This window comes from Maribellus maritimus, assembly GCF_022267315.1.
GTDB classification, from domain to species: Bacteria; Bacteroidota; Bacteroidia; order Bacteroidales; family Prolixibacteraceae; genus Draconibacterium; species Draconibacterium maritimum.
Genome location: NZ_JAIKLE010000044.1, coordinates 1 through 18,787 on the forward strand (window position 1 = coordinate 1; position 18,787 = coordinate 18,787).

Below are 18,787 nucleotides of genomic sequence, written 5' to 3' on the forward strand. Positions count from 1 at the left end.
GTCCCAAAAGTCTGATTATGTATTTGAAGAGTTGAGTATTTGAAAAATTTCTCAGATACCTACCCGAATACAAAATCCTTTTTGGACAGCCTCTTCCGGTATATCATTTAAAGGTTTCAATCAAAACTACTTTCCTTTTCCCCAGGTTAAAACAATTACCAGTCCAATAATAGCCAAAAGAATAGTGTACACAATAACATCAACAAAAACAACCGTTAAATCATACTGAGTTGTCATCGAATACATCATTAAATCCATGGTAAGTCCCATTAAAAAACCAAAAATTGCCCCGGTTTTTATACCATCAGCAATACTCGTTGCCCCTGACCATTTCAAAACCAGTGTTACGAGCAGTCCTAAAACCAGGTTGGATAAAATCATTGCCCACCAAATCATCTGATCGTCAGGTCGGTTCAAACTGGCATCTGAATGAGCAGCCATAAAATCGGCTAATAACATTCCGTAGACAACCCATCCAAGAAAGAAAAAAGCAATCCCGCCAAAAATAGTTCCTCGTAAAATTTTCATATTAATTCCGTTTTAAATTTGTTAAGTAAAAATTACGTCGATTATTTATAAGGTTAACGCATTATCGTAATAAAACTCCTCTATTTAAATTTTTTAAGTTTATGTGAAGCTAATTTTTGAATATTCAATTCTACTTTTTAAAAAATAGTATTTTTAACGATTTGTATAAATTCTCTAAAATGAAGTTCAAAAATTTACTTGTAGCATTTTTTTTAATTCCCTTGGTTTTCACCGGTTTTGCACAAAGCAGCACCGAAACAGAACAAATTCTAAATACTTTTCATTCCATTTCGAGTAACGATATTTTACAATTTGCCGAAGAATTAAGTTCCGATAAATACAAGGGTCGTTTATCGGGTTCTCCTGAATATTTGGAAGCGGCGCAGTGGTGTGCCGGTAAATTTAAAGAATGGGGTGTTCTGCCGGCAAACAACGGAAGTTATTTTCAGTATTTTCCGAATGAATATTCAGAAGTATTCACAAAAGGAAAAGTGACTTATTCTCCTAAAAAAGGTGAAGAAATTCAACTTCAATTTTCGGATGATTATCTCCCTGGATCCAATTCTGCATCGGGAACCGTAAGTGGAAATCTGGTGTATGTAGGCTATGGGATTACCGCACCCGAATTAAATTATGACGATTATAAAAATGTGGATGTAAAAGACAAAATTATCCTGCTCGAATCAGGAATTCCATATGCCAAAAACGACACAACACTAGCCAGTTGGACACCATACGCTTATCACCGGTACAAATTCAGAAATGCAGTTAAACACGGGGCTGCAGGTATGTTGTACATCAGCAAACTGGCCAATCCGAATACCGTAAATCTTGAAAATTTTGTTTATGCACACATCGATCAAAACATTGCAGAACAAATTTTTTCAGATGCAGGGAAAAACTATTCAGAAATAAAAACGGAACTTTCCAAAATGAAAACTCCATCATTTGCTTTGCCTGCAAATCAAACCGTTTCCATTACGGCAAAAACCCAATATTTTCCCGATGCAAAAGCATGTAACGTAATTGGAAAAATAGAAGGTAGTGACCCGGTTCTTAAAAACGAAGCAATTATTATTGGCGGTCACCTCGACGGGCAGGGATATTTGGGTGAAATATTTCCAAGTGCACTTGACAATGCTTCAGGTGTTGCCGATATTTTGGGAGCTGCAAAAGCTTTTGCTGAATCGGAAATAAAACCCAAACGAACAGTACTATTTATTTTACTTGGCGGAGAAGAGTGTGGTTTATACGGAAGTAAATTTTATGCTGAAAATCCGCTTTTCCCAATAGATAAAACGCTTCTGATGATCAATCTTGATATGGTTGGTAATGGTACCGGCTTTCATATTGCCAACGGAAAAAGTTATCCCGAACTATTCGCACATTTTGAAAAAGTAAACACTAAATATTTACATCGGAAAATGGGGGCTTCGGAGTGGAAAAAAAACTACGGACGTCCGCGTTCCGATGCTTCAAACTTTGAAAATGCAGGAATAACCACTTTTTCGCTTTATACTTCGGAAAGTGTTTTCCCGGTACATTATCATCAACCTCTTGACAAAACCGATGTGCTCACTCCTGAGATAATGGAAGATGCCGCAAAATTGCTTTACCTTGGAATACGGGGAATTGCGAATGATGAAAATATTAAAATGAACTAAATCCGAAATAAACAGTTTCAATAAAAAAGTAAAATGCAACTCGAAGGCAACATACGCAAAATGCGAACCCAGCTCGCCTCTCCGGTAAATTATTTTTTCCCGGTTGGTGAAAAAGAAGTTGAAATGAACCAACTGATTGGCCAGAAAATCTTATTGAATTTTACAGGTCAAATTAACTGTATTTCTTGTGGAAAAATAACCAAAACCTCTTTTAACCAAGGATTTTGCTACAACTGTTTGCAAACTGCCCCGGAGGCCAGTGAATCAATTATCCGACCCGAACTTTCAAAATCGCACCTTGGAATTGCACGCGATATGGAATGGGCAAAAAAACATGATCTCATTGACCATTTTGTTTATCTGGCCGTTGCAAACGACATTAAAGTTGGGGTTACTCGAGAGCACCAGATACCAACGCGCTGGATTGATCAGGGAGCAAGTTTCGCTATAAAACTAGCCAAAACACCCAACCGCCATATTGCCGGCATTTTAGAAATTTTCCTAAAAAAACACATTTCCGATAAAACCAACTGGCGGGCAATGCTAAAAAACGAAGTAGCAGAGCATATCGATCTTCTTCTGGAAAAAGAAAAAATAATTCAACTTCTTCCTGCTGAACTTCAAAAATATGTTGAACCAGATAATAAAATCACATCGATTGAATATCCCGTTAACGAATATCCAAAAAAACTAAAAAGCGTTTCGTTTGATAAAGCTCCGAAAATAGAAGGAATGGTTAAAGGTATTAAAGGGCAATACTTAATTTTTGATAATGATACGGTTTTAAACATTCGGAAGCATAATGGTTATTTTTTACAGGTAAATTATTAATCTTTTAGAAAAAACGATTTTCCTATCAAAATGAAAACTAAACCCACTCATTTTCAAAATATTCTAAAATATACCAAATATTAAATAGCTGTAAAACATTTCAATTTTAGCGATTTACGTGACTTTTCTCGCATCACAAAAAAATAAAATTTCTTTAATTTGCTACAGAATTGGTTTAATAACCAAATTCAACTAAAACCGATTTAATAAATACTACAATGGAAAACTTAGACTGGAAAAATCTGGGATTTGGATATCGCGACACCGACTATAATGTACGTTGCTATTTTAAAAACGGAGCATGGGGAGAACTTGAAGTTAGTACTTCTAACCGGATTGATATTCATATGTCGGCAACGGCGTTGCATTACGGGCAGGAAGCTTTTGAAGGACTCAAAGCTTTTAAAGGCAAAGACGGAAAAATCCGGATTTTCAGGATGAATGAAAACGCGAAACGTATGCAAAATTCAAGCGATGGAATCCTGATGGCAAAACTTCCGGTTGAAAAGTTTATGGAAGCAGTTCGCATTGCTGTGAAAAAAAATGAACGTTTTGTTCCGCCATACGAAAGCGGGGCAGCACTTTATATTCGCCCGCTGTTAATTGGTACCGGTCCTCAGATTGGAGTAAAACCTGCAGAAGAATATTTGTTTATGGTATTTGTGATGCCAGTCGGACCTTATTTCCCTGAAGGATTTAAACCCACAGATTTGGTAATTTACCGTGAATACGACCGTGCAGCACCACAGGGAACAGGAAAATACAAAGTTGGTGGAAACTATGCGGCCAGTATGTATGAAGGAAAAAAAGCCAAGGAAAACGGATTTTCGGCAGTATTGTATCTCGACAGCCGCGAAAAAAAATACCTTGACGAATGCGGGCCGGCCAATTTCTTCGGAATTAAAAACAATACCTATGTTACGCCACTATCCGATTCTATTTTACCATCGATAACCAACAAAAGCCTTATGGTTTTAGCGGAAGAAATGGGATTAAACGTAGAACGCCGGAAAGTTCCTTATGAAGAACTGGCTGAGTTTGAAGAAGTGGGTGCATGTGGAACAGCAGCCGTAATTTCGCCTATAAAAGGCGTTTACGACTCGGATAAAGATAAATGGTTTAAATATGGTGAAGAACCAGGAGAATGGAGCACAAAACTGTACAATAAACTCCGGGCCATTCAATATGGTGACCAGCCAGATACTCACGGATGGGTGGAAATTGTGGAATAAAGACCTCTGCCACCCCGGTCAAAGAGAGGAATTATAAGTCGATTCAAAAAAAGAAATATTATATTCAAAGCTTCGGAAATTCCGAGGCTTTTTTATAGTTGCTTTACCAAATATCCTTTGTCTTTCATTTGCTGGAGAACTCCGTCTGGGCCATACAAATGTAGTGCTCCAACAACAACAAATTCCGTATCAGGTGTTTTCAAATAATCTTCAAGTTGTGGAATCCAGTTGTCATTTCTATCCAAAAGCAAAAACTGATAGATTTCGGGAAACGTTTGTTTAAACTCTTTATTCAATTCCTGCATCACTTTTTTATCCCCGGTTTTCCAAGAAGCAATAATCTCATCAAACATCGCATTGTTTTGCTCTATATCTTTCAAAGAATACAAAACAAAATCATCTTCATTAACCTGTGTTAATTGTTTCATAAAACTCAACTGTTCTTCAAATGTTTCGAGATACAAAAATGATTTCCCCTTTTTATTCGCCTCATCACTTAACTGAACATCTACCCCATCTTTTGTGACTCCGTTTTTTAACAATACCATTTGTGTTAAATTCAGAATCACAGTAAAGGGCTTTAATTTTTGAATACCTTCCAACCGAATACCATAATTGGCACAGGCAGAATCGAGCTTGTTGTAAACATTTTCACTAAGAACGGATTTTAATGTTTTATCATCCTGAAATGTCATGATTTCCATTAAATACGGAGCATTTGCCGGATTATTTACTTCGGAAATATCGGTTTCCAGAACAAGAATTTCGGAATTATCCAACGTTTTCAAAAATTCATCCGGAAGAGGAAAGTCCTGTTCGCGAAGCTTGTGAATACTGCCTCCAACAAAGATTTTTGCTCCATTTTTGTCTTCGATAACATAAACCGAAGATTGAGAAAACACCGGAAAAAAAATTACCAGGATAAGAATAGCAGAAATAATTGTACGTTTCATTGCGCTATTTGATTTTGGGTTAAAAAACTTAAAGATACATTTTTAAGCGTAAAATCTTTCTGAATACAGCATTAAGCGATTGCCATTCCATTGGAGTTGTTTAGAGCAAAAAACAATATTCTTACTGTAACAATATAAAAAGTTCTTCGTCTTATTTTTGTAAACAGTGTTGAAAACAAATGACAATAAGCGAATACAATTCCTCTGTTGATCTTTATTCCGATCGGTTATACCGGTTTGTTTTAAAGAGCATTAAGGATGTTCAGCGAGCTGAGGATATTGTACAGGACAGTTACGAAAAGTTGTGGAAAAATGTGGAAAATGTAAACGCCGAAAAAGTGCGTTCATATTTATTTACCACCGCTTACCACACCATGATTGACATTATTCGTAAAGATAAACGTTCATCATTTTCAGAAGACCTGAAACTTACTGAAGAAAGCCATGAAAACAATTATTCTGATTTGAGTGAGGTACTAAAAGAAGCTGTAGAAAAATTACCGGAAATTCAGCGTATGGTGTTACTTCTTCGCGACTATGAAGGGTACTCTTACCAGGAAATCGGTGAAATGGCAAACTTAAGCGAATCGCAGGTGAAAGTATATATTTACCGTGCGAGGGTATTTTTGAAAAAATATATTGGAAACATTGAAGTTGTTGTGTGATGAAGATCAATAAAAATAATTACGAATCGTATTTTGTAGACTATCTTGAAGGTAATCTCAACGAGAAGTTGGTAGATGATTTTATTGAATTTCTTCAGCAAAATCCTGAATTAAAAGAAGAACTCTCTCTCTTTGATTCTGTTTCTGTTGTTCCTGAAAAAATTGAATTTGCACAAAAGAAGAAATTATATAAAGAAAAATACGACGCTGAAAACGCTTTTAACCAGGCAGCCATTGAACGTTTAGAAGGTGAAATTTCGGAAAAAGAAAAGAAAAACTTTGAAAAATATCTCTCAAAACGCCCTGAAAAAAAGAAGGAAGAAGTACTGTTTCGTTACACAAAACTCCAGCCCGACGAGTCGCTTGTATTTAATAAAAAACAAAAATTGTATCATTATTCTGCCGGGAAAACTGTTTTGTTGTGGTCAGCCAGAATAGCAGCAGTATTAGCTTTGGCATTTATGGTTTATCTTCTGACCGATCAGAAAGCAAATAATCTCATTCCTGACAGCCAGGTTGCCTCATTAGAAAAAAATAACACGAAAAAAGATGCTGATCCGGTTACAAAAGAAACCAAAAACATAGAAACTCCTGTTGAACAGGACAAAACAAAAGAAAAAGAACAAAAGGTAAAAAAAGAAATAAAGACCACTGATCCCGTAGTAAAAAAACCTGCACCAAAAGCAAAAGAAACAAAAAGCCTGCGTGAAACGACCAAAGGTAGAATGGGAGGCGAAGACCTTGCTTTGCATAGAATTCCACTCGAGGTACCATCAGAAATGAGTCGCATTACAGCCTCAGTAAAAACAACAATTTCGGATGTTCCTCTTGCTACGATGAAATTAAATAGTATAGAAACACCCGCTTACGAAGAAAGACTTTTGGCAGATGTTGTAAAAGAAAAAACCGGAATTGATAAACTTTCTCTAAATAAAATTAAAAAAGCAGGCTTAAACCTTGTGTCAAACATTACAAAAGACAATTTGAGTTACGAAACCAACAAAAACGGCAAGATCACAGAAATAAATTACGACTCCCGTTTGCTGGCATTTTCTATTCCTACACACGACGAAGACGCCGGAGAATAGCCCTCCGGTTAAAATAGAAAAGATAAACTTTAAAATATTCTACGTTCAACCCTGCTCAGGAGATTTGTTTCACATCTATTTTTATTCTTATTATCGGAAAACAATTTGTAATATTTTTTCCAGACCTATATTTATTTACAAACAGTTTTCCTTCTTCTGTAACTTTTCAGAGCACCTGACCGTCACAGCTACAGAAACAAAAATTTAAAACAAATGAAACAATTAATTACCGTAATTTTGTGCAGCGTAATAGTCATGAACGCTTTTGCACAAAGAGATACAACAGAAGTTAAAATGTTGAAAAAAAATGTTGTTACTGTTGTTGAGAACGAAGATGGAACCAAGGTAAAGGTTGGTAACGACAGAGGAGTTGAAGTTATAACTGATGACTGGGGTGATACAACACACATCCGCATTGGTCGACGCACTTTTGATGTTGTCGACAACTGGAACGGAACTCACATAAATGTAAGTAAAGAACCACGTGAAAAACATTGGTCAGGAAGTTTTAACCCGCACTGGGCGGGTATTGAAGTTGGAATGAATATGTTTTATGATACTGATTATTCACTTTACGGAGGCGATGAATTTTTTGACCTCATTCCCGGAAAATCACTTACCTGGAACTTTAATTTTGCAGAATGGGCATTCAAAAACGAAAGAAATAATTTTGGACTTGTTACCGGGCTTGGCTTTAGTTTTTCGGATTATACATTTGATCGTGCCATTACCATCGAAAAAGAAAATGGAGATGGTATGATTGTTCCTGTTCCGATCGATCCCGACGGCTTAAAAAAATCAAAACTTACAATGTCCTACTTAACAGCTCCTTTAATATTTGAAATAAAAACACCACTTCGTATGGGAGGTTCCCGTTTATACGTTGCCGGAGGTGTAATAGGTGGAATTAACATCGGTTCTCACACAAAATATAAATACCGCAAAGACAAAGAAAAACTAAGAAGTAATTTTAACATCAACACCTTCAAATACGAACTCACGGGAAGAATTGGTTTTGGCGACCTCTGTATATTCGCCAATTATAGCATGACTCCGTTGTTTAGCGACGGAAAAGGTCCAGAACTTTATCCCCTCATGATTGGCATTTCTTTCCCTAATATTTAAAATTTATCAACTAAAAAAAAACACTTTGTTTAAACCTTAAAGCTTTTTTAGAAAAGGCTTTAAGGTTTAAATATATTCCATGAAAACAATCTAAAGTTTGGCTTATAACCAGCCTTCTATTGCTATTTTTTTGTTATGAAAACCAAAACAATCCTTTTAATCCTCTTATACACAAATTTTTACCATACTTATTTAGCTGCTCAAAAATGCACTATAAATGGAAAAATTATAGATAAAATGTCATATGAATCCATCGCATATGCCAATATTGGTCTTTTTTCAGAAAACGATTCAGCACCTTTAACAGGAACGATTTCCAACGAAGAGGGTATATTTTCAATTCAAGACATTAAAACCGGAAAATACCGAATTAAAATAAGTTTTATTGGTTACCAGTCGGTTATTATCGACAATGTTTTATTACAGCCCGGAACCCGTGAACTGGGCAAAATTGCACTTGAAGTTCTTTCAGAAAACCTTGATGAACTAACAATAGTAAGTACAAAACCACCTATGACTTATAAAGTGGACAGAAAAGTAATTGATGCCGGAAGTTTTCCGGGTGCTGATGCAGCAATTGATTTGCTGGAAAATGTTCCGTCCGTCCAGTTGGATCTGGAAGGAAACCTGACCTATCGTGGAGAGGGAACTTTTAAAGTCTATATTAACGGTCATCCTGCTGCCAACGGAACAGAAAAACTTCGCCAGTTACCAGCTTCCCGTATTGACAAAATTGAAGTGATTACCAATCCATCAGCAAAATACGATGCAGAAGGAACCGCCGGAATTATCCAGATTATTCTGAAAAAAAACCGTCTGGAAGGTTACGCCATCAATACCAGTTTGAAAGCTGACACGCGAAGTGCATATCAATGGATGTTTTCGATCGATAACAAAAACGAAAAAAACGGCTGGTATCTCAATACATACTGGTCCGGGGATGTATGGGAAAAATACAATGAAAATTCCCGGCAAACAATTATTGATGATGAAATCACCTATAACACAACTTCTGAAATTAAATCGAAACACGGGCAAACGAACTCAAACATCGAGATGGGCTTTAATTACGATTTAACGAATAAAGATTATATTGATTTTTCCGGCTATGTTAATCCAACAAAAACGAAGCAAAAAAACAGGAAAAAAGGCTGGGTTACCGAACAGATTACAAATAAAAATGGTGAAACCACTGATTCAACTTATTACCTGAACAGCCTTTACAATTGTAATTACCAGTATGTTGGAGGAACACTTACCTACGAACATACATTTAAAAAAGACAGGTCGCATTTATTTTCGGCATATATCGATTATTCAGGATACGTTACTGACTTGTTCGACCGCCAGTACGACCAGCAGATATACGATACCTTTACTAAAAGAGAAGGTTTTATTGGCTCCGAACACCAAGAAACAACGATTGAAGGAAAACTGAACTACAAAATACCGTTGAATAAAAAAATAACGATGGAAACCGGAGCAGAAATAAGCACAGACCATATTCCGGAAATTACTTCGAAAAGTGGTACTTTCGATGCAAATAAAAACATTACCAAATACGACGATGCGCCTATCAACCAAATCGTCGATTTTATTCAGGATGTTTATTCTCCGTATATTTTGTTAAAACGAGAAGGTGAAAAAATGGCCATCCAGGCCGGAATACGTGTAGAATTTACCAACCGGCGCTCTGATTATAGTTTTGAAAATGAAGCTGGCATTCGTGTAACCACACCCACAAGAAACCGGTTTACTGATTTTTTTCCATCAGTACATACTACCTACAATTTTTCAGAAACCCAGCAAATTTTCACAAGCTATTCACGTCGGATTCAACGCCCAAATTATTGGAAACTGGTACCCTTGGAACAATATGAAACTCCGTATTCTTATTACACCGGAAATGACGATGTACTCCCTTCATATACCAACGCCTGGGAAACAGGCTTCAAAAAATCATGGGACAAAAATTTTATTTCAACAGAAATATTTACACGAAAGACCATGAATGTTACTCAAAACTATTCTCATACCAGCGCCGGAAATATGTTGGTAATTTCTCCTGAAAATGTTGGGCAATCATGGAGTACCGGCATTGAGTTAATGGGAGGTGCGTATATTTTCCCATGGTGGAACGCTAATCTGAGTGCCAGTCTTTACTCTTACAAATTGAATATAAATTTTGAAAAAATTCAGAAAACACAAAAGCAGTTCAAAACAGACACGCGATGGAACAACACATTTCTTTTGCCAAAATTATTTACTTTAAAATGGGATTTAAAATACAACAGCCCCTACCAGAGTGCCCAGACCAAACGCGACGCTTTTTTTGTCTCAAACCTGGCACTAAAAAAGGAATTTTGCGAAGGAAAGTGGATTATAACTGTTGTTTACAATGACATATTTTCAAGTGAAAAATACACTACAACTAAAACAGGAGAAGGATTTTTCATAAAAACACAATACAAAGAAGAACCTTATTTCTCGTTCAAACTGGCCTATATCTTTGACAACCAAAAATAAAACATAAAAATACCGGGAATTATAATCCGGTATTTTTCACTTAAAATTATTCGATAATCCTGATTTCGGTTTCCATTTCCATGGCTTTTTTATAAACAGCAGTTACTCCACAATATTTTTCTTCCGATAATTTAACCGCCTTTTCCAGTTTTTCAACAGGTAAATCTTTCCCTTTAAACTGATAAACTACCTTCATTTTTGTATAGTGTTTTGGATGCTCATCGGTTACATCCGCTTCAACAATCACGTTGAAAGCTTCAGGTTCAACTTTCATTTTTTTCAAAATCATAATTACGTCGATACCCGTACAACCGGCCAGGGCAGATAACATCAGCCTTTTGGGTCTGTAGCCTAAATCGCTGCCTCCGCTTTCTTTATCCGCATCAACAACGATTTTGTGCCCATCCATATCTGCTTCAAAGGCCACTTTATCAGTCCACGACATATCTACAACATGTTTCATAATATCTTGTTTTTAAATAGTTTTCACTTAATTTGCATCGCAAATATACAACATCTAACTATCTACATAAATAGTTTTACTAAAATTGCCTGATATTGTATATTTAACGCGTTTTTAAAATTTTGTTTATTTGAATTTAACATTAAACGGAAATGAGAAGTGCAATTAAAAGGCCAACGGAAGAAGAAACAAATTTGAGCGGTTTTCAACTATTTAAAAAACTGACAGAAGAGGAATTTAACCGCTTGAATTATGAAAAAACCTGCTCTCTTTATAAGAAGGGTACGGTTATTTATCGGGAGGGTAGCAGGCTGACCGGATTTTTTTGTGTAACACGTGGAATTATTAAAATATTTAAAACCGGAATCGACGGAAAAGAACAGATAATCAGATTTGCCAAGAGAGGTGAAATAATCGCTTACCGTTCATTACTAAGCCAGGAGTTGGCGTGTACCACCGCAAAAGTTATTGATGAGGCCGTTCTTTGTCATGTTCCGTATCAAACCCTTTTATACCTTATTCAAAGCAACTGGCAATTTTCACATCACATGCTGCAAATTGTTTGTGGCGAATTGCGCGAAGCCAATGATTATATCACCGATATTGCACAAAAAACTGTTCGCGAAAGACTGGCAGAAGTTTTGCTCATTCTAAAAGAGAATTTTGATTTGGACAATCAGAATACACTTCAAATCTCCCTCACACGCGAGGAGTTGGCAAATATGGTCGGAACCGCCACTGAATCCGTAATACGTTTACTATCAGAATTTAAACAGGATAAATTAATTGAATTACAGGGTAGAAAAATAAAATTCTTAGATATACACAGTTTAAGAAGAGTTGCAAATATTTAATATAAACCGGCAAAATGCCGGTTTTTTTGTACCATACTTTTTAGTCCTGTCTAACGTTTACTACAACGTATTGAATTCAATAACAATTAACCATTTAAGATTATGAAATTATTCGGTATCCAAATGAACAGAAGAACATTTGTTCGTTGGAAAATATACATTGACCGCGCGAGAATGTACATCGGTTACATCAGTTTTGTTATGATTGCTTTTATGTTTTTAAATGATTTTGAAAACGAAAGTGTGAGGCATTTTCTCGATGAAAACAAGTTTGTTACCTATCCGGTTATAATGATTTTATTTATGTTTTTCTCGCTCGTTTTGGGCCGTTTGGATACAAAGCTTGGACTGAGGAAAGAAGAAATGAGAAATGCATCTACCGAAAACCCGGTTATGATGGAAATCCTGAATAAGTTAGAAAGTATAGAAACACGACAGAATGTTTCTTCTTCTCAATAATATCTTAAATTTCTATATTGCAAAAAATAAAATTAAAAAATGCAGGAAAGACACACGAATAAAAATAAATATTTTGAAGAACAGGGAATTACCACAGGCAAATATGTAATTCCCTATTTAACTGATTTTATAAAAATCGAAGCAAAAACAGAAGTTCTGGAAATTGGTTGTGCAGAGGCAGGCAATCTCAAACCTTTTTTGGATATTGGTTGTAAGACAACGGGAATAGACATTTCATGCAGGAGAATTGAAACGGCTGAAAAATTTTATGCAGATCACAAAAACCGAAATAACCTCGAGTTAATTTGTGAAGACATTTATAAATACGATTCTTCAGGCAAAAAATACGACTTGATTTTCATGCGCGATGTGATTGAACACATTCCAAATCAAGAAAAATTTATGGGCTTTGTAAAACGTTTTTTAAAACCTGGAGGTAAATTTTTTCTTGCTTTTCCTCCGTGGCAAAATCCTTTTGGCGGACACCAGCAAATTTGCGGAAATAAATTGCTATCCAAACTACCTTATTTTCATTTATTACCCTACGGCATTTATAAATTTATATTAAAAATTTTTGGTGAAAATGAAAAAAGAATAGATGAACTTATCGATATAAAAAATACCGGTATTTCAATTGAAAGATTCGAAAAAATAATCAAACAGGAAAAATATAGCATTGACAAACGAACTTACTATTTTATAAATCCAAATTATGAAACAAAATTTGGCCTGAAACCACGGACACAATCTAAATTAATTTCTTCAATTCCGTGGTTGCGAAATTTTTTTACTACAGCTATGTATTATGTTATTTCACAATCCACTCCTCAGGATTGAGTTTTTGATTTTCACGCCAAATCTGAAACTTAAGAATTGATTTATTTCCGTCTTCCAAATCGGTAAAAACCGTTCCGATGATCTGTTTGGTTGCCACTATATCTCCTTTTTTAACCACTACTTCTCTCAAGTTGGAGTAAACGGTGAGGTAATTACCATGACGAATAATAACAGCTGTATTTCCTCCGGTGATACCAAAAACACGAGTGACTTCTCCGTTAAATATCGCTCGCACTTTTGAACCTGTTTCTGTGGCGATATTGATCCCGTTGTTCCGAATTTGCACATTTTTTAAAACCGGATGAGAATGAATTCCAAAATGTTCAGTAATAACACCTCTTTCAACCGGCCAGGGAAGAAGTCGTTTATTCTGTTCAAAATTGTCACCAACCAGTTTTTGTTCGGGAGTTAAAGCAAATGCCGGCGCTCCGGCGTCAGTATTCTTGCGGGTTTCTTCTTCAATTATCCTCTGAATTTCGTCCTCTAGTTGTTGTTCCACCCGGCGCTGCTGGTTCAACTTTTGCCGCAAACTACGTTGCTGTTTTTGTAACTTCTGAAGCTCTTGATTTTGTTGTTGTTTTTCTGTTGTCAGTTTTTGAGTCTCTTCCCGTGTTTCACCAATCAATTGCTGCCTGGTTACTTTTTGTTCTTCCAGCTTTTTACTGCTCTCTGTTAACACTTCCTGAACGGAATTTATCGTCTCAGCCTGCGTTTTTCTTTGATTGGTGTACTGTTTCAAATACAAATACCTGCGGTAAGCCTGGTTAAAATCTTCGGCCGATAAAAGAAACATAACATTGTCGTTGGCATTTTTATTCCGGTATGCCGAACGAATCATTTCCGCATATTCTTCCTTTAACTTTTGTATATCTTCTTCCAGCATTTTTACTACCAGCGTATTATTATCAATAAATTCCTGATAAACGTTAATCTCCTCTCTTGTATTGTTGATTACAATGTTTCTCTGGTGAATTTGATTATTTAAAAGCCTAAGCTGGCTCAGCGATGTTTTTTCGCTTTTTTCCGCTTCATTTAGCAATTTTGTAGTGTATTCTATTTCGGCAGCGGCTTCCTCTTTTTTCTTCTTAAGATCAGACAATGACTGGGCATAACAAACCGTATGTACAAAAAATAAAACGATACTTGTTACAACCAGAGTTTTCATTACCTTAAAATTTGGTTCTTCTAATGTAAAAGAAACTTATTTAATTTACCCTGATCTCTTCATATTTCTCGGGAATTCTCAAACTAAAAGATTTTACTTTTTCGGCAGAAAAACCACTCATTCTTACTTTCAGGTTCACATCATTTTCGGGCGAATTGAAATTCATATCAATCAGGCCCGGATAATCCTTTTTCTCAAATTCTTCAAAATCGTCGAATGTAAGTAATAACTGCCGTTCGTTTGTTTTATCTTCGATAATTAGCTTTGTTAAAGCGAAATTTACCGGTTCAAAAAACATTTTTTGAAGAATCAAAGCATCCTCATCCAATCGTTTTAACCTGCGATCTGCTTTAGCCGTTTTTCCCTTCTCTTCTATCTTTACCAACTTTCTCTCTTTCTCTGACTGAAGCACGTAATGTCCGTTTTCGATAAACGAATCAAATGTTTTAAAGTCACGGTCTTTCGGATCATTTCTGTAAGAAAACGCATTGTTCGAAATAATAGACTGAATGGTGGCAAAATCAAGGTCAATATTCAATACTTTACTTAAATAGGAATAGTCATCGGTAAAAAAATTTTTATCGATATAATTTACATATTTTACACTGTCGGGAGTAAGCAAAACTCTTCCTACCGGAATATTTAGTTTACTTATTGAAACCAAAATTTTATTGTCGCGGTGTGCTTTAAGGTTTACTTTAAAACTGGCTTTTGAAAAATTATCGGAAAACTGACAGTTAATTCTTTTAATTGAAAAATAACTATAATCAAAAGCATTCTTTTCTACTTGTTTTAGCAGTTTTCCGGTGCTCATAGGTTTTGCCTCGACCATTTCAATATTTCGTGCAGTACGGCAAGAAGAAAATCCTAAAAGCCCGAGTAGAATCATAAAAAACGGAAACTTTATTCCGCCTATCAAACCTACCTTCATTTATTCCTCAATGTATTTTTGTTCCTTTATTTTACGTTCCAAAACCTCGGAAGTACTTCCGCTGTTTTTTGCTTTTTCCCAGAACTGTTTGGCTTCATCCAGTTTTTGAAGCATAAATAGAATATCGCCAAAATGTTCCAGCAATGTGGGGTTATCCTGACCTCCATTATTTATTGCAGATTGCATATAAAATTTTGCGAGAGAATATTCACCTTTTTTAAACAGCACCCAGGCGTGTGTATCCAAATACGTCGGATTATCCGGAAAGCGTTCAACCACTTTCCCACTCATCCTTTCTGCCTTATCCAGGTTCCTTCCTGCAACCGACAGATAGTAAGCATAATTATTAAGTGCAATATAGTTATCAGGGTCAAGTTCAACAGCTTTATCGAAAAATCCAAAAGCCTCCTCCTGGTTTCCCAATTTATAAATTGCTTCTCCTTTTAACATTAAAAACTGACCTTGCAATTGTGGGTTATCAACAACATAATCCAGTCCTTCTTCCACGATAGTTTTGGTTTCCTCAAATTTTTCGAGTTGAATACAGGAAATAGCGTGCAAAAAGTAGGTTTGTGGTTGGTTTGGAAATAATTCAAATGCTTTTTCACTGTGTTTGTACAGTCCTTCCCAATCCTGCAAATCGTTATCAATAAACAAAATACGTTCCCATACCATGTAGTCACTTTGTTCAATTTCCAAAGCTTTCAGCATTTGTTCACGGGCTTTTTCCAGCTCATTCTTTTTCAAAAAATAATCGGCATAAATGGTGCGAACCAAAAACTCATCGGGGTATTGTTCCAATAACAATTGAATAAGCTCCTGTTCTTTTTTATCGGTTATTTTTGATTCTTCACGATTGGAAGTAAGCATCATATACATTTGAAGTTTGGTCTGAATATCCACTTCCTCACTCTTAAATCCTTCTTTAGTCTCTTCAAATGATTTTTCTTCATTCCCGTTTTCCAGGTAAAAATTCGCCAGTGAAAAATGCACAAAACCATTTTCAGGCTCCATATCCTGAATTTTCTTGTAGTACTTTAATGCATTTTCAGAATCTCCCTGGCTTTGATACAAATCGGCGAGTAAACCGTAATACTTTGTTTCTGCCGGATTGTATTCAATAAGTTTTTCTATTTCTTCAAAGGCCTCGTCGACCTTTCCCATGGAAAGATAAATTTGTTGCTTTTCAACAGAAATTTGTTCATTAATTCCTGTCTTTTCTTCCATTGTATCGTAAGCTTTAACAGCCTCTTCAAACTCCTCTGCATTGGCAAGCAAAGCCGCTCTCATATACAAATATTCGAGGTTCTCGGGATCGGTTTTTACCAGTTCGGTGTATATTGCTGCTGCCTCAGAAAATTTTCGTTGTTTCTGATAAATTTGAGCCAACAGCAATTTATACCATTTATTACCTGAATCGATACTGATTGCTTTTTCAAGCAACAAAGAAGCACTTGTAAAATCGTTATTTGCCGCATGAATATTTGCCAGCTCATACATTGCTGATGAAGAGTTTGGATCAATATCAAGACAACTGGACAACAATTGGATTGCCTTTTGCGCATTTCCAAACATCTTTTGTTTTAAAGCCTCAACAAATAAATATTCAAACTCTTTCTGTTTCCGTTCGTCTAATTCCTGTTCTTCTGTAAGAGTAACTTCCGTTTCCTGAACCACTGGTTCTTTCTGTGCAACAGTTTTAACCCCTGAGCAGGAAAACAGCAATGAAGTTAACCCTACAACACTACCCCAAAATATTATTCTTTTCATTGTTTTAATTTTTACCGGTGTGGCCAAAACCACCTGCACCTCTGACTGTTTCTTCCAACACCTCTACCAAATTCCATTCCACAGTTTCATGAGCAGCCACAACCATCTGGCATATCCTTTCTCCATTTTCAATAACAAAATCTTCTTGCGAAAGGTTAATCAGAATAACACCAATTTCCCCTCTGTAATCTGCATCAATGGTTCCGGGTGTGTTTAAAACCGTAATTCCCTTTTTTAATGCCAGTCCGCTTCTTGGTCTTATTTGTGCTTCGTATCCTTTGGGAATTTCAACAAACAAACCTGTTGGAATTAATTTTCTTTCAAGCGGTTTTAGCACCACTGGCTCCTGAAGGTAAGCTCTTAAGTCCATTCCTGCCGACAGCTCAGTACTATAAGCCGGCAAATCATTATTCGATTTATTAACGATTTTAATCTGCATCTGAAACCTGAATTTTAAAAGACCGCTAAGATACTAATTTACCAGAGAATGCCGTGTGAATTAACATTATTTATCAAATACATCTAAATTTTAATTGATTGGATCACAATTAAATAATCATCATATTTGACAAAATGTCATCTGAAATAAAAAGTCCTTTTCGTGTAAAAGTAAAATTTCCATTTTCTTTTTTTATCAATTCTAATCGCAAATAATTTTCTATTTCATTTTGAAAAGAATTTAATACTTGTAAACCAAATATATTCTTAATCTCCTGCTCCGAGACGCCCCACTTTGTTCTCATCCGGGTTAAAATATATTCGTTAAACTTTTCATTTTCAGAAAGAACTTCTTCTTCAAAAAAGGGCAAGTTATTCTCCTGGGCTTTTAAATATCCTTCAAGATGCGCCATATTCCATCGTCGCGATTTTCCGTTGAAAGAGTGAGCCGACGGACCTAGCCCGAGGTATTTTTTGCCTGTCCAGTACGAAGTATTGTGTTTTGAATAGAGTTGATCTTTGGCAAAATTTGAAATTTCGTAATGTTCAAATCCATATCTTTCCGCAGTTTCTATTAAAATCTCAAATTGTTCCACACTTTCCTTTTCGTCCAGCTCTTTTAACGTTCCTTTTTTTAGCCAGGTATAAAAAGGAGTTCCCTGATGATAGGTTAAATGATATGCAGAAAGATGTTGAAAAGGAAGCGAAAAAACCTGTTCTAATGTACTTTTCCACTCTTTTATTGTAAGTTCCGGCAAACCATAAATTAAATCAACACTTAGATTTTGAAAACCTGCTTTTTGGGCATCAGTTACCGAAGCAATTGCCTGTTGAACATCGTGACGACGATTCATTCGTTCTAAGTGCTCATTCTGCAGTGCCTGTAAACCAATACTTAAACGGTTAACTCCTGCCTTATACAATGTTTCTAAATATTTGACAGTTAAATCATCAGGATTGGCTTCAAATGTAACTTCAGCTTCTTTTTCAATTTCAAACTCTTTTCTGAAAAATTGTAAAATTTCTGCCAGTTCGTTCGCGTTTAAAACCGAAGGTGTACCTCCTCCAAAATAAATGGTTTTTATCTTTTCACTGCCAACATAATCTTTTCTTTTCCTGGCTTCCTGCTGAATAGCCTTGATAAATCTTGGTGTTTGCCCGGTATTTACAGTTTTATAAAAATCGCAGTAATAACATTTTTGGCGACAAAATGGGATATGAATATAAATACCTGCCATACTTTTTGTTTATTTGCCTG

At 35.8% G+C, this 18,787-nt stretch carries 18 protein-coding genes; 10 read left to right on the forward strand and 8 right to left on the reverse strand.

What is annotated here, in order from left to right; translation table 11 throughout:
• Positions 1-126 precede the first annotated feature (126 nt).
• Entirely contained in the window at positions 127-528 is a 402-nt protein-coding gene (locus K5G00_RS25045) for a DUF1761 family protein (RefSeq protein WP_238769252.1), read from the reverse strand.
• 179 nt (positions 529-707) lie between these two features.
• On the opposite strand from K5G00_RS25045, the gene K5G00_RS25050 reads away from it, so the two are divergent.
• From K5G00_RS25050 to K5G00_RS25060, 3 genes are all read left to right on the forward strand, one after another.
• Positions 708-2,192, forward strand: coding sequence for a M28 family peptidase (locus K5G00_RS25050; RefSeq protein WP_238769253.1), 1,485 nt, complete (start codon positions 708-710; stop codon positions 2,190-2,192).
• 33 nt (positions 2,193-2,225) lie between these two features.
• On the forward strand, positions 2,226-3,023 hold the full coding sequence (locus K5G00_RS25055) for a DUF2797 domain-containing protein (RefSeq protein WP_238769254.1): 798 nt from the start codon (positions 2,226-2,228) through the stop codon (positions 3,021-3,023).
• A 206-nt stretch (positions 3,024-3,229) separates the two neighbouring features.
• Complete coding sequence (locus K5G00_RS25060; protein ID WP_317235568.1) at positions 3,230-4,255, forward strand: branched-chain amino acid aminotransferase; 1,026 nt, start codon at positions 3,230-3,232, stop codon at positions 4,253-4,255.
• A 92-nt stretch (positions 4,256-4,347) separates the two neighbouring features.
• Here K5G00_RS25060 and K5G00_RS25065 read toward each other — a convergent pair whose 3' ends face one another.
• Positions 4,348-5,208 carry a TraB/GumN family protein gene (locus K5G00_RS25065; RefSeq protein ID WP_238769256.1) on the reverse strand — a complete coding sequence of 287 codons (861 nt, stop codon included), beginning with the start codon at positions 5,206-5,208 and terminating at the stop codon, positions 4,348-4,350.
• Between the two features lie 179 nt (positions 5,209-5,387).
• Here K5G00_RS25065 and K5G00_RS25070 point away from each other — a divergent pair, with 179 nt between their 5' ends.
• From K5G00_RS25070 to K5G00_RS25085, 4 genes are all read left to right on the forward strand, one after another.
• The gene (locus K5G00_RS25070) at positions 5,388-5,873 is read left to right on the forward strand and encodes an RNA polymerase sigma factor (RefSeq protein ID WP_238769257.1); all 486 of its coding nucleotides are present in this window, start codon (positions 5,388-5,390) and stop codon (positions 5,871-5,873) included.
• Positions 5,873-6,961 (forward strand): hypothetical protein, encoded by a 1,089-nt coding sequence (locus K5G00_RS25075; RefSeq protein ID WP_238769258.1) that lies wholly within the window; start codon positions 5,873-5,875, stop codon positions 6,959-6,961. Before K5G00_RS25070 ends, K5G00_RS25075 begins: the two co-directional genes overlap by 1 nt.
• 213 nt (positions 6,962-7,174) lie before the next feature.
• Positions 7,175-8,086, forward strand: coding sequence for an outer membrane beta-barrel protein (locus tag K5G00_RS25080; RefSeq protein WP_238769259.1), 912 nt, complete (start codon positions 7,175-7,177; stop codon positions 8,084-8,086).
• 135 nt (positions 8,087-8,221) lie between these two features.
• The gene (locus tag K5G00_RS25085) at positions 8,222-10,612 is read left to right on the forward strand and encodes an outer membrane beta-barrel family protein (protein WP_262921442.1); all 2,391 of its coding nucleotides are present in this window, start codon (positions 8,222-8,224) and stop codon (positions 10,610-10,612) included.
• Between the two features lie 46 nt (positions 10,613-10,658).
• Here K5G00_RS25085 and K5G00_RS25090 read toward each other — a convergent pair whose 3' ends face one another.
• A complete protein-coding gene (locus K5G00_RS25090; protein ID WP_238769261.1) occupies positions 10,659-11,075 on the reverse strand; it encodes an OsmC family protein in 417 nt (138 codons plus the stop codon).
• 152 nt (positions 11,076-11,227) lie between these two features.
• Here K5G00_RS25090 and K5G00_RS25095 point away from each other — a divergent pair, with 152 nt between their 5' ends.
• The 3 genes from K5G00_RS25095 to K5G00_RS25105 all read left to right on the forward strand — a co-directional run bounded on the left by K5G00_RS25095 (position 11,228) and on the right by K5G00_RS25105 (position 13,225).
• Complete coding sequence (locus K5G00_RS25095) at positions 11,228-11,929, forward strand: Crp/Fnr family transcriptional regulator (RefSeq protein ID WP_158866103.1); 702 nt, start codon at positions 11,228-11,230, stop codon at positions 11,927-11,929.
• A gap of 123 nt (positions 11,930-12,052) precedes the next feature.
• A complete protein-coding gene (locus tag K5G00_RS25100) occupies positions 12,053-12,388 on the forward strand; it encodes a hypothetical protein (protein WP_238769262.1) in 336 nt (111 codons plus the stop codon).
• A gap of 39 nt (positions 12,389-12,427) precedes the next feature.
• On the forward strand, positions 12,428-13,225 hold the full coding sequence (locus K5G00_RS25105) for a class I SAM-dependent methyltransferase (protein ID WP_238769263.1): 798 nt from the start codon (positions 12,428-12,430) through the stop codon (positions 13,223-13,225).
• Here the strand turns inward: K5G00_RS25105 and K5G00_RS25110 are convergent.
• From K5G00_RS25110 to hemW, 5 genes are all read right to left on the reverse strand, one after another.
• The gene (locus K5G00_RS25110; protein ID WP_238769264.1) at positions 13,197-14,390 is read right to left on the reverse strand and encodes a murein hydrolase activator EnvC family protein; all 1,194 of its coding nucleotides are present in this window, start codon (positions 14,388-14,390) and stop codon (positions 13,197-13,199) included. The genes K5G00_RS25105 and K5G00_RS25110 overlap by 29 nt on opposite strands.
• A gap of 40 nt (positions 14,391-14,430) precedes the next feature.
• A complete protein-coding gene (locus K5G00_RS25115; RefSeq protein WP_238769265.1) occupies positions 14,431-15,321 on the reverse strand; it encodes a DUF4292 domain-containing protein in 891 nt (296 codons plus the stop codon).
• Positions 15,322-17,091 (reverse strand): tetratricopeptide repeat protein, encoded by a 1,770-nt coding sequence (locus tag K5G00_RS25120; protein WP_238769266.1) that lies wholly within the window; start codon positions 17,089-17,091, stop codon positions 15,322-15,324.
• 4 nt (positions 17,092-17,095) lie between these two features.
• Positions 17,096-17,530 (reverse strand): dUTP diphosphatase, encoded by a 435-nt coding sequence (gene dut / locus K5G00_RS25125; RefSeq protein WP_158866114.1) that lies wholly within the window; start codon positions 17,528-17,530, stop codon positions 17,096-17,098.
• 109 nt (positions 17,531-17,639) lie between these two features.
• Entirely contained in the window at positions 17,640-18,767 is a 1,128-nt protein-coding gene (hemW, locus tag K5G00_RS25130) for a radical SAM family heme chaperone HemW (protein ID WP_238769267.1), read from the reverse strand.
• Positions 18,768-18,787 lie beyond the last annotated feature (20 nt).

Excerpts from the sequence above, each read along its gene's own strand:
- K5G00_RS25045 (WP_238769252.1), bottom strand. The coding sequence starts at position 528 with ATGAAAATTTTACGAGGAACTATTTTTGGCGGGATTGCTTTTTTCTTT.
- K5G00_RS25050 (WP_238769253.1), top strand. The coding sequence starts at position 708 with ATGAAGTTCAAAAATTTACTTGTAGCATTTTTTTTAATTCCCTTGGTT.
- K5G00_RS25055 (WP_238769254.1), top strand. The coding sequence starts at position 2,226 with ATGCAACTCGAAGGCAACATACGCAAAATGCGAACCCAGCTCGCCTCT.
- K5G00_RS25065 (WP_238769256.1), bottom strand. The coding sequence starts at position 5,208 with ATGAAACGTACAATTATTTCTGCTATTCTTATCCTGGTAATTTTTTTT.
- K5G00_RS25070 (WP_238769257.1), top strand. The coding sequence starts at position 5,388 with ATGACAATAAGCGAATACAATTCCTCTGTTGATCTTTATTCCGATCGG.
- K5G00_RS25075 (WP_238769258.1), top strand. The coding sequence starts at position 5,873 with ATGAAGATCAATAAAAATAATTACGAATCGTATTTTGTAGACTATCTT.
- K5G00_RS25080 (WP_238769259.1), top strand. The coding sequence starts at position 7,175 with ATGAAACAATTAATTACCGTAATTTTGTGCAGCGTAATAGTCATGAAC.
- K5G00_RS25085 (WP_262921442.1), top strand. The coding sequence starts at position 8,222 with ATGAAAACCAAAACAATCCTTTTAATCCTCTTATACACAAATTTTTAC.
- K5G00_RS25090 (WP_238769261.1), bottom strand. The coding sequence starts at position 11,075 with ATGAAACATGTTGTAGATATGTCGTGGACTGATAAAGTGGCCTTTGAA.
- K5G00_RS25095 (WP_158866103.1), top strand. The coding sequence starts at position 11,228 with ATGAGAAGTGCAATTAAAAGGCCAACGGAAGAAGAAACAAATTTGAGC.
- K5G00_RS25100 (WP_238769262.1), top strand. The coding sequence starts at position 12,053 with ATGAACAGAAGAACATTTGTTCGTTGGAAAATATACATTGACCGCGCG.
- K5G00_RS25105 (WP_238769263.1), top strand. The coding sequence starts at position 12,428 with ATGCAGGAAAGACACACGAATAAAAATAAATATTTTGAAGAACAGGGA.
- K5G00_RS25110 (WP_238769264.1), bottom strand. The coding sequence starts at position 14,390 with ATGAAAACTCTGGTTGTAACAAGTATCGTTTTATTTTTTGTACATACG.
- K5G00_RS25115 (WP_238769265.1), bottom strand. The coding sequence starts at position 15,321 with ATGAAGGTAGGTTTGATAGGCGGAATAAAGTTTCCGTTTTTTATGATT.
- K5G00_RS25120 (WP_238769266.1), bottom strand. The coding sequence starts at position 17,091 with ATGAAAAGAATAATATTTTGGGGTAGTGTTGTAGGGTTAACTTCATTG.
- dut (WP_158866114.1), bottom strand. The coding sequence starts at position 17,530 with ATGCAGATTAAAATCGTTAATAAATCGAATAATGATTTGCCGGCTTAT.
- hemW (WP_238769267.1), bottom strand. The coding sequence starts at position 18,767 with ATGGCAGGTATTTATATTCATATCCCATTTTGTCGCCAAAAATGTTAT.